Origin of the sequence: Flavobacterium sp. (assembly GCF_046155325.1) — a bacterium.
GTDB lineage: Bacteria > Bacteroidota > Bacteroidia > Flavobacteriales > Flavobacteriaceae > Flavobacterium.
Genome location: NZ_JBJXDQ010000027.1, coordinates 18831 through 29936, shown reverse-complemented (window position 1 = coordinate 29936; position 11106 = coordinate 18831). Strand labels below are relative to the sequence as shown.

Annotated in this window: 6 protein-coding genes and 1 pseudogene; all 7 read right to left on the bottom strand. The window is 34.9% G+C overall.

Features of this window, described 5'->3' with window-relative positions; translation table 11 throughout:
* Nucleotides 1-2240: GH92 family glycosyl hydrolase (locus ACKVOD_RS02140; protein WP_409207837.1), on the bottom strand; the 2240-nt coding region annotated here is incomplete at its 3' end.
* 95 nt (nucleotides 2241-2335) lie between these two features.
* Complete coding sequence (locus ACKVOD_RS02135) at nucleotides 2336-5458, bottom strand: glycoside hydrolase family 2 protein (RefSeq protein ID WP_409207836.1); 3123 nt, start codon at nucleotides 5456-5458, stop codon at nucleotides 2336-2338.
* A gap of 92 nt (nucleotides 5459-5550) precedes the next feature.
* Complete coding sequence (locus tag ACKVOD_RS02130) at nucleotides 5551-5892, bottom strand: hypothetical protein (RefSeq protein WP_409207835.1); 342 nt, start codon at nucleotides 5890-5892, stop codon at nucleotides 5551-5553.
* 104 nt (nucleotides 5893-5996) lie between these two features.
* Nucleotides 5997-7358 carry a sulfatase gene (locus tag ACKVOD_RS02125; RefSeq protein ID WP_409207834.1) on the bottom strand — a complete coding sequence of 454 codons (1362 nt, stop codon included), beginning with the start codon at nucleotides 7356-7358 and terminating at the stop codon, nucleotides 5997-5999.
* A 32-nt stretch (nucleotides 7359-7390) separates the two neighbouring features.
* Nucleotides 7391-8365, bottom strand: a complete 975-nt coding sequence (locus ACKVOD_RS02120) for a type I phosphomannose isomerase catalytic subunit (RefSeq protein WP_409207833.1) — start codon at nucleotides 8363-8365, stop codon at nucleotides 7391-7393.
* An 84-nt stretch (nucleotides 8366-8449) separates the two neighbouring features.
* Nucleotides 8450-8930: pseudogene (locus tag ACKVOD_RS02115) on the bottom strand (hypothetical protein); the annotation flags it as partial.
* 11 nt (nucleotides 8931-8941) lie between these two features.
* On the bottom strand, nucleotides 8942-11056 hold the full coding sequence (locus ACKVOD_RS02110; RefSeq protein WP_409207832.1) for a metallophosphoesterase family protein: 2115 nt from the start codon (nucleotides 11054-11056) through the stop codon (nucleotides 8942-8944).
* Nucleotides 11057-11106: the final 50 nt, after the last annotated feature.

Below are 11106 nucleotides of genomic sequence, written 5' to 3'. Positions count from 1 at the left end.
GGAATTTTAGCATTTTTCCCCCATTCTTTGTTTGGAAGTTCCGACAATTCGAGCCTTAATTCACCACCAGCCATTATTTGTGCGTGAGTTATAAAGGGAGCATCAATTTCAGTATTATTTATAAAAGCCTTTTGGATGTATTTTTTGGTTTTACTGGCTCCTTTAGCAAGAATTGCGAAAGTTTTTCCATTTTTAAGATTAATTGTTGTTCTCTCAAATAAAGGACTTGTTATATTATAGTAGGGCTCACCGGGAGTTACAGGATACAAACCCATAGCGGTAAATACCACAAATGCAGTCATGCCACCACCATCTTCATCTCCTGGAATTCCAAATACATTATCTTTAAACCATGTATCTAAAAGGAATCGGGTACGTTTCTGAGTTTTCCAAGGAGCTCCAAAATAGTTGTACAAATACGGTATGTGAAATGAAGGTTCATTCCCCATAGAAAATTGCCCAACAAGTCCTGTGGAATTAGACCCATTTATGTAGAAATCGCTCTTACCCATATCAAGAGGCTCTCTAAACAACTGATCCAAACGCATTTCTGCCCCTTTTTTGCCACCAAGTAATTCTGTTAATCCACTAATATCATGTTGCACATCCCAGGCATAAGTCCAGCCATTGTTTTCGTCATAATATTCTCTAAACCCTTTTCCTCCCCCATTTTTTGGGTCTATCATTACCCAATCGCCGTTAGTATCTTTTGGCATAAATAAGCGTTTTTCAGGATGCCATAGGGTTTTATAATTTTTGGCTTTTGGGGCAAAAAGAGTATAATCATTTTTTTTGCCGAGTTCTTTTGATAGTTCGGCTAAGGCCCAAAAATCGTAGGTAATCCCCAAGGATACTGCCACCGGTTGTCTTTTCTCAAAGCTGTCCACATTGGGTTCTGTTTCTTTTTCATCTATTTTTAATGATGGAAAATAGCCTTTTTCGTGGTATATGTCATCAATAGGCAATCGAGGGTTGCCTTGTCTCCAAGGAATAAAAGTGCCAGCAATTAAATTTTTCTTAATCCCTTCATACGCTTTTTGTACATTATAATTCTTGAGCCCTTTTCGATATCCATCTATAAAAATAGCGGAGGAATGATAGGAATTCATGCAAAGATGGTTGCCGAAAACCTGTGGAAATGTTGGCATCCAGCCACTTTGTTCGTACATCAATGTATAGGAATTCAATATGTCATCTTCCATGTTCGGATCTAGGATTGTTCGTAGGGGGTGTTGCGCTCGATAGGTGTCCCAAATCCAATCATCTACATAAAAAGGCCGATTTGAAGTATGCACTTTTTGATCATAACCACTGTAATACTTTCCTCCTTCATTGATATTAACCATTCGTTCATAAGTTCGGTATAAGGAAGTATAAAAGGTTCTTTTTTGAGCTTCTGTCCCTCCTTCTACTTGTATTTGATTTATAGCATTTTCCCACTTTATTTTTCCTAATTTTGATAATTCATCAAAACTTTGTGTTCGCAATTCCTTCTCAAAATTAAGTTTAGCCTGCTCTAAACTCACATAAGAAACTGCATACTTAATTAGGATTGTTGAAGGCGCATTCGCATTTGCTGAAATGGTGATTTTTTGTTTATCACTAATAAACTCAAATTCATTTATAGGATTATTAGTACTATCGGTTATTTCACCATATAAAAAAACAGAAAAACTATTAGTTACCGGATTAGTCCCTCCGTTCTTTTTGCTTACCACTTCCGTAACATTAAAATAATTTTTATCCTTAGAAAAGATTCTATTTTCAGATCCTTTTATCAGTAAATTTTTTTGAACATTCTTCGGAAAATCTATTTTATAAATAGCACATTTTTCTCCAGGAGTAAAACTTACGGTTATGTCATCATCAATTAAATAAGTGGAATAAAACCAAGGGTGAATGATTTCCAAATCATGATCAATAGTCATTTTTTTGTTCCAAGAAGCATCATTTACGACACCCGCAGCAATTTTCATAGGCAAAATTCCTGGTGATCGATGTGAGGTTACTTGAAATGGGAAGGCGTCAACCTGATCTGAAATATAATCTTTCTTAATGGGGTACATCCGCATCATTTGATTGGGCAAATGCATCGTAGGATAGGTTGGTACCAAAAAAGGGGCGACATTCCCAATTGTTGGGTCAATGTATTTAGTGAAATCTTCTTGTGAAAAAGAGGTACTAATCGTAGCAATTGTTAGCAGTACAATCGCGAAATATTTATTTGTTTTTTTAATCATTTTATTATTTTTTTAAATAATTTATTTTACGATTGCTTTGTTGTTATGGAATTGATAACCCAATTTTCGAGATTCATTGTTGAAATGATGCTGATTTATCGTTCACTTATTGAGTTTATTTGTTTAAAAAACTCCATATTATCACATTTAAAAATCGCTTTGATTTTTTGCTTGCTTTCAGGAATATTTTCCCTAAATTTTATCACAAACTTATTCCAACCTCTGTCTAATGGAATCTCCTTGAGAGGCGCTCTTTTATCTCCATTAAGAATAAAATTGAAATTAGCTACCTCCTTAATTTCTAAGCTCAACTTAGGCATATCCGGTTCAGCCAATAAATCGACCAATGATCTTGGACTAAACACCCAAAAGCTAATCCCATCAGCATCTTCCTTAAATTTAATCAAGTTGCCATTCAAGTCAATAGCTCGTTTATTTTCATAAATCGAATCATCAAATTGTATTCCCAAATTGGTTAACATTAATCGAATAGGCGACTCCGATTCAATAGGCATATCCTTAAAGTCAAACGAAGCTATCATCACCTCTGATTTTCCTTGATTAAAAGTAATTAAAGTAGTTCCCACCCCTTTTTTCTCCATCTCGCTTCGGAAAACACTTCCGGTTTTAGTTGGTTCAGGACGACCATTCCAGGCTTGCCATTCAGTATTACAAGCAGTGAGTAAAACGGTCGAATTTTTAACCATTTCGCCCGTCATCCCATAGTTCAAAGCGGTTTTTCCGAGCGGTAATAATTCTGAAAAATAGAAATCTCTATGCTCTAAACTTGACAAAATGGGTGCATCTTGCACTTTGATAAACGATGTAGCTTTACGTGGTTCAAGTGCCAGAGGAAAAGGCAAAATAGCATTTAGCGAAGAAAGCGTTTCGGGCGAAACTCCCCAAATTATAATTCGCGCACCAGCATTTATGGCTTTTTCATATTTGGTTTTGAGTACTTTATCAGTAGCTACATTCAAACCATCAATTATCACCAATGATTTGGCTGTAGGTACAGCTGTTTTACTAAAGCGAATACCCATTTCAGTAAGTTTAAGAGCCAGTTGCGACGAATCAGTTCCAATTAAGATAAGGTTGTCGTTATCGATTACTGGAAATTTTTTGGATGACGCTAATTTAGGATACATCTTAAACTCCTTTACTGGTGTGCTGTTGGCTGCTTGAACAGCCTCAAACATCGGCCAGGTTGTGTACAATGGCATATTGACATCGTAGCCAGGATTGAGCGTGCTAGTGTAAGGCCCTAAGCGTTCGGGTTGAACGCCAAATGATCCCTCATTAAAAGCAGGAAAGAAAATACCGTCTTCAAGAATTGGCGCACGAGATGTATCTTTCATTCCAAAAGCCAAAGGTTTTAATCCATACCAAACTATATTAAAAATACTGGTGTAGCTCGGTTTGTATTTAAATTGTGTCGTAATAAGTTTATATGCTTCGTTTGCCAAGCCTTCCATTCGCCCTAGTTGTGATTCGTACGCACGATTGCCATTATGTGTTGCTACCTGTTTTGGTGATCCGAAGTAGGCTATTCCAGTTTCGCCAATTCCCCAGGGTAAACCTCGTGATGACCATGCTTTCATAGATGATTCATTTCCATAATGTCCAATCACAGTAGGCAAATTGGTAGGATACATCGGTTCACCATCGCCCGAAATCCAGTCTCTGCTAGGGTCGAGTTCTTTTGTAATTGCTGTCCAATTATTTATTTCTTTAATCTGGCGATCGATTAGTTCCTTTGTGCCACGCATAACATTCGTAACTACTGGCAATGTTTCGTTACACACACTCCATCCAAAAACAGAAGGATAGTTGCGATCGCGCATTACAAGGCTTTTTACATGAGTTTTACAACTTGCCCAATACGTTTCCGAATCCATTTTAGGTCCCCCATCGCTTGACCAAATTGCGGTTTCGTCGAGTACGCACATCCCCATTTCGTCGGCCATATCAAGATAAAAAGAAGGGAAAGGCTGTGCATGAAGTCGTACTGCATTGGCATTGGCATCCTTCAGCATTGTGTACCATGCCCAGGCGTACCGACGAGTCATCTGTGGTATTCCCATAAAATGCCATGAATCGCCTTTTAGCAGAATAGGTTTTCCATTCAAGGTAAATTCAAGTCCTTTGATTGCAAATTCTCGCCAGCCAAATCGAGTATATTTTGTGTCAATAACGGTCTTTTTATCGGCGTTCAAGCTTATGACAGAACCATAGAGGTTTGGAGACTCCGGCGACCACAATTTTAGTTCTCCATTTATTTTTCGATTCAAATTTACCACAATACTATCACCCGCTTTCAGGGTAAATTTCTTGGCATTAGCTATGACAAAAACCTCATCGGTCATACCTCCGTTATCTAAAGGCAATAGGTTGATATCGCTTGTTGTGGGTTTTACCCAGTTTTTGACTGAAGCATTGATGGTAAACGATTGTTTTTTAGCCGAGTTATTTTTAATACTTACTGAAAAAGCCAATGTGTCTTTTTGGACGTTGGGTTGTACAAACACATTGGTAATTTCCAATTCAGGCACAGCAATCAATGAAACATCCTGCCAGATACCAGCAATGTGCTGTCCCCACCTCGAGCCGGCCACATAGTTACGGTAGCCATATTTCCCCGGAACATCCGTTAAACTGGCTTTGGCTATACCAACCATAACTTCATTGGTTCCTTTTTTCAGAAATGGGGTAACATCAAATTCTCGTGGGAAAAACAAATCAATGTATTCCCCCACAAACTGCCCGTTTACATAAATTTTGGCAAATCCGGCAATGGCTTCAAAATGAAGTTTTTTCTGCTTTCCTGTCCAATTTTCGGGTAAAACAAACTCTTTTCTCATCCAACCCATTTGTGCTTGTTCCCAGGCTTTTGGATAGGAAGGAAAAGTGTTAAAGTCGCCGCCTTCGCCATTGGTATAGCCATTTACATTCCAGGGCGAGGGTACTTTTAAAGGAACTGCGTCCCAATTAAATGAGACTGGCTTTACGAATTTAGCCATATCGGTTTCGTAAACAGGCATAAACTGCCATTTACCGCTCAGGCAAAGTTCGTCCCTGTATGGTTTTTCGGCTTCGTTAACAAAACCTTTTATTGGATTGAAAACAGGATTGTAAGTCTCTTGTGCAAAGGACAGATTACAAAATGTACAAGCGAATACAAAAAATAAAAAACAAAAGTTAGATTTAATTCGTAACATATTATTTTATTGTTTGATGAAAAATTTTTTTGATTTTTAGGTAAAAAAAGCCACCTAAATGGTGACTTTTTGAATTGAATTAAAAAAAAATATTAGTTTTTAGCTTTTGCTTCATTCTCTGCTTTTTTAAAATCAGCCCAGATTTTCCATTTTTCATTTCCAACAAAAGCCTTCACGTCTTTATTGAATTGTATTTCTACTTCTTTTCCTTCAACTTTAAAACCCTCTACATCATCTCCAAACTTTTCTTTTAAAGCTTTTTTATCTTTGTTTCTAGTAGATACAAGATCGTATACCTTATTTGCTTCTTCTGAAGATAAAGCCATGACAGTAGTCATGCTCTCTGAAACTTTTTTAGCGCCTAAATCAATTTGGGTTTGAGCGTTACCCGCAAAAGACAAACCTAATAATGCAATCAATAGTAATTTTTTCATTTCTTTTAAATTTAGATTAATACTAGTTTTTAATTTTTATTGTACAAATAAACTATCCAATGATTAATTAATTATTAATTTTCAATTAACAGCTTCTGTAAATTCTATTTTTTAACACTTTTATTCCAACTATTAAATGCATTAATTAATTCTTCCACTTTCTCAGGATATTTAGCTGCTACGTTTTCAGATTCCTTTGGATTGTCTTTAATGTTAACCAGATAGAACGAATTTGTAGTTTCTATTGGGGGTTTTTGTGATGGATCGATGGGGTTTTTCAACAACTTCCAATCTCCTTTTCGAACCGCCCAACGGTTTGCATTATCATACCACCAGAAGACTTCATGTGGCGATTTCTTCTTCTTATAAATTACATCCACAAGACTTTTCCCTTCAAAATCATCTTTATCGTACCCTATTTTACATAAATCAAGTATACTAGGAAACCAATCTACATTAACCGCCATCTCATCTATAACCTCATTCTTTGTGATTTTAGAGGGCCAGCTTATAATAGCAGGTACTCTAATACCCCCTTCAAAAAATGAAAACTTTGCACCCCTATAAATTCCAGAATTTCCACCACCAGAAAAAGTCCGTTGTTCCATTGAATGCCCATGATCCGACTGAAAAATAATGATGGTGTTCTCTCGAATATTTAATTCGTCTAATTTATCTAGAAGCAAGCCTATTCGTTCATCAAGAGTCGAAATACAAGCGGCATACTTGTCTCTGGGACTTTCTAAATTTTTATAATATTCTCTCCATTTTTTCGATGCCTGCAATGGATAATGAGGAAGATTTAAAGCATAATAAAGGAAAAAGCTCTCGTCCTTATTTTCTGTAATAAACTTTTCTGCCTTACTTGCCATAATATCTTGAAAATATTCACCTTCCATCCATACTTCTTTTCCGTTTTCCCATAGGTCGTGTCTATTAGCTCCCTCCCAATAGAAATAATGCGAATAATTATCAATACAGCCACTCATGTGACCAAATGAATAATCAAATCCTTGTGCTAAAGGCATGGTTTCGTCGCTATACCCTAAATGCCATTTCCCAATGTGGCCGGTTTTATATCCGTTTTTTTTTAGTGTCTCAGCAATGGTAATTTGTTCAGTAGGCAATCCAGCCTCACCTCTTATTGCAGGAGCATTGCCTGGTAATCCTGCCTTAAAAGGTGTTTTACCGGTTAACAAAGCAGCCCTTGATGGCGAACATATAGCAGCTGCAGCATAAAATTGGGTAAACCGAACTCCTGAATCTGCCAATCTATCGATATTGGGTGTATACAGGTCTTTTGCGCCATAGCAATTAGCATCAATAGTTCCTTGATCATCTGTATATATTATAATAACATTGGGTTTTACTGCTGATTTTTGTGCGGTTGATATTTCTGGATTTAGAATACATATTAGAATTAATATTCCAACACCCCTTTTTATTATTCTTGATTTATTTTTCACACTATTTGTTTATTACTTATATTAATATTTTATTAAAAATAAACCTCTAGAAATTTAGCATTGTCAGAAGCATTAAGCACAAGAGATGCAATGCTGGATGGGAACATAATTGTTTCGCCTTGTGAAAGCGAATAGATCTCCCCTTTATGATTAATAGCTAAAGTTCCTTCTACACAAATATAAATAACAAAAGAATCAATAGCTGAATAGTCCTTTTTGACTTCCCCTTTAATACTTAATATGTTTGTTTTAAAATAAGGGGAATGCACCAGTTTATTCGAAACATTTGGCTTTAATTCATAACTTGTTTTATAGGAATCATACACTTTAAAATCTATCACATCAATGGCTAATTCATTGTGTAGTTCTCTTTTCTCTCCTGTCTTGGCATCTACCCTATCATAATCATAAATACGATACGTTATATCAGATGTTTGTTGAATTTCGGCTAATAAAACACCAGCACCTATAGCATGCACTCTGCCTGTAGGGATATAAAAGGTATCGCCTTCACTAACATATTCATGATGCATGACATCTAAAATGGTATTATTATCTAAATGCGTTTTATAACTCTCTTTATTTATTTCTTCATCAAATCCAACGATCAGCTCTGCGTTTTCATCGGCTTGCATAACATACCACATCTCATTTTTACCAAAAGAATCGTGTCTTTCTTTAGCTATTTCATTGCTCGGATGCACTTGTATGGATAAAGGGGTTTCAGCATCAATAAACTTTATTAATAATGGAAAATCTTCTCCGAAATTCTTATAAACATTTTCACCCACAAAATTACCTTTGAATTGTCTTGTAATTTCTTTTAAGGTTTTACCTTTTAAAAAACCGTTTTCAACTCTAGTTTCATCTCCAGAGACATCCGAAATTTCCCAAGATTCACCGATATTTGCTTCTGTGTACTCTTTATTTAGTGCTGTCTTTAATTTACTGCCACCCCAAATTCTGTATTTAAAAATAGGTGTAAATTTTAAAGGATATAATTCCATTTTTTTTAATTTAAATTAATACTATTTGATTGTTGTTATTTATAAAATTACTTTAATTGTGTCTTTCCATGTATGGGTAATTTAAAAGTCCTTATCAAATTCAGCTACAAAATAATTATAAAAATTATCGGGTAGTCCGCCATTTTTATTTCTACAATAGCCAATTATTTTGCGCTCTTTTGGTAAAATTTTTACCATTGAACCTTTAAAAAACGCATCTAGAATTATATTATGAAGCATCTGATTCTGGAAATGTAAATTTAAATTGGGCTGCTCTTTCTGTTGGTGTTACCTCAATAACTACATTATATTCTGCTAAATATGTTTTATAGTGATAAGGTGTAACTGTTTCTGCTTTTTGAGGTGTTGCTATTGCCGTATATGCATTGCCATTTGACAAACTTTTTTTAGAATATTTACCAATTAAAGGGTTTACATAATCAACTAAATAAATTTCATCTTTGGATCTTGTAGTTTGTCCTTGAACTTTACAGGATGAAAAAAAAGCGGAAGCAATCACATAAGCAACTACTAATGATTTAAAGCTATATTTTATTTGAGTCATAATCTGTTTTTTTAATACGTTACAAGTACAGTTGTGGGTTTTGATATTTTTGCAGTAACGATATTGTTTTTATAAATCCAACTGGTAACCCCTGCAACCACTTTTGGTTTTTTAGTGCTGTAAAAATCGATTTCTGCATTTTGAAATACATTTTCTATAGTTACTTTTATCGATTGATTTTTTGATTGATAAGGAACTAATTTAATTTTTTCTGCATAGCGAACTCTATGTAAGTAGGGTTCTATTTCTTTTTGAAGCGGAGATATAATAATCTCTAATTTATCAGAAATATGATTCCTTATTTTACCAATTTTTATATGTTTTTCTAAATACGTTGCTGTTGCATTTCTAACTTGCCATTTCATATTGGAATGACGCACAAGATAAGTAACTCTTTTATTTCCAGAGGTCGAAATCTCATTGATACTTCTTGTTTTCAAGGGCTTGTCTAACTCTATTTTTTTGATATCCCCTTTTGCTAAAACACCAGATGTTTGGTAGTTTTTAGTATCAATAATTACACCGGCATCTACTGTGTTTGACGTTGAATGCTCTTGTTCTAGTTTTAAATATTTAATATCTACATCTGTATTCATCCCTGTAAAAGAGGCTTCTACTGCAATATTTACTAAATTATCACTTTGTGGATTACTGTAAATGGTATCAAATTCGGGCAAGTTTGGCACCTCTAACAAGCAGTCTAGTTGCTGACTTCCTTCTACTAACATTATTTCATCTGACTGGACAATTCGCAATTTACGTCCGTTAATATCATATATGTGCAAACGCAACCATAAACGTTGTTTGCCTTTCTCCCCTTTTACATCTAAATCGATGCTTGCCTTGTATTTTTGACCTAAAGGACATCTGTAATAGGAATATTTATCATAATTATCTGAAGGCATTGTTAAGGTAGTCCACCAATTATCATTTGCTTTTAAACGAATTCCAGGATTTGTATATTCGAAACCTGCGTTTCCATGATTCACCTTGGCAGCGAACAAAATTTTATCTAATCCGTGATACGCAGTTCGTTCTGTGTATTTTGTCATGGCGTGATCATCATTAATAATAGCACTATTGCAGCCTGTTAAAAATAATTCTGATTTAGTATTCTCACCTACGTGATGATGATATGCAGGAATACGCTCTCCATTTACAGCACCACCAACTCCATAACTATAGGCAAAATTTGCTTTATTATCAAATGTGGTTTTAACATCAAGGGTTTGACTTAAAGACACATCAAAAGAATCTAAAAACATATCTTTTTCTGCAGAATAACATTTTACGATTAGCTTGTCTTTTGTAATTTCGAAATACACACCACCAATACCATATTTCCCTCTACTAGGATCAAAACCTCCAATTCTTCCATTTGAAACAAACAACATATCTTCTTGTTTTACAACTTCAAAATTATGATTATGACCGTGCATCCAAGTAATAATATTTGGATTTTTCTTAAATACTGCCAGCATTTTATCACTATCCATTACACCTCTATACCCATTTTCATTCCCTGTTGTTGTGCCAATAATGTTATTGTGCGACAACATTACAATGGTTTTATCTTTGTTTAATGCTAAATCTAAATCTAACCAATCCCAAGCTTCTTCAGTAATATAGACAGCTCTAATCAATTGCGGAAAAGAGATAAAATGAATGCCTTGCATATCAAAACTATAATAAGGTCTGCAAGTATTACTACCCATAATATTGGAGCGCATTTCTGGATCATCATCTTCATTTGAACGCAATTCGTGATTGCCAATTACATAATAAAAAGGAATTTGCTCACAGCCCCCCTGTATAATATCTACCCAATCTTTTCTTGCTTTATGTGGATTTCCATTATTATGATGGTCATTATGATGTGCATCTCCTGTATCCAAAAAGATATCTAAATCTGGAAATTTTTTCATAATATTTTTAACCGCTGTTGCTTGTTCCTCGATAGGGGGTTGCATTTTATTTACCCAACCAAAATGAGAATCTGAAACAATAAATCCTTTAAAAGAATCTTTTTTAGCATTGTTAAAATTAGTTGATGCAATAACTCTTGGAGTTATAAATGCAGCAGCAGAAAACATTAAAGTTGATTTTATGAACTTGCGTCTTTTCATTATACTATTGTGCTTTTTAGATTAAACAATTATAGGATGTTTTATTGGTC

Excerpts from the sequence above, each read along its gene's own strand:
- ACKVOD_RS02130 (WP_409207835.1), bottom strand. The coding sequence starts at position 5,892 with ATGAAAAAATTACTATTGATTGCATTATTAGGTTTGTCTTTTGCGGGT.
- ACKVOD_RS02135 (WP_409207836.1), bottom strand. The coding sequence starts at position 5,458 with ATGTTACGAATTAAATCTAACTTTTGTTTTTTATTTTTTGTATTCGCT.
- ACKVOD_RS02120 (WP_409207833.1), bottom strand. The coding sequence starts at position 8,365 with ATGGAATTATATCCTTTAAAATTTACACCTATTTTTAAATACAGAATT.
- ACKVOD_RS02110 (WP_409207832.1), bottom strand. The coding sequence starts at position 11,056 with ATGAAAAGACGCAAGTTCATAAAATCAACTTTAATGTTTTCTGCTGCT.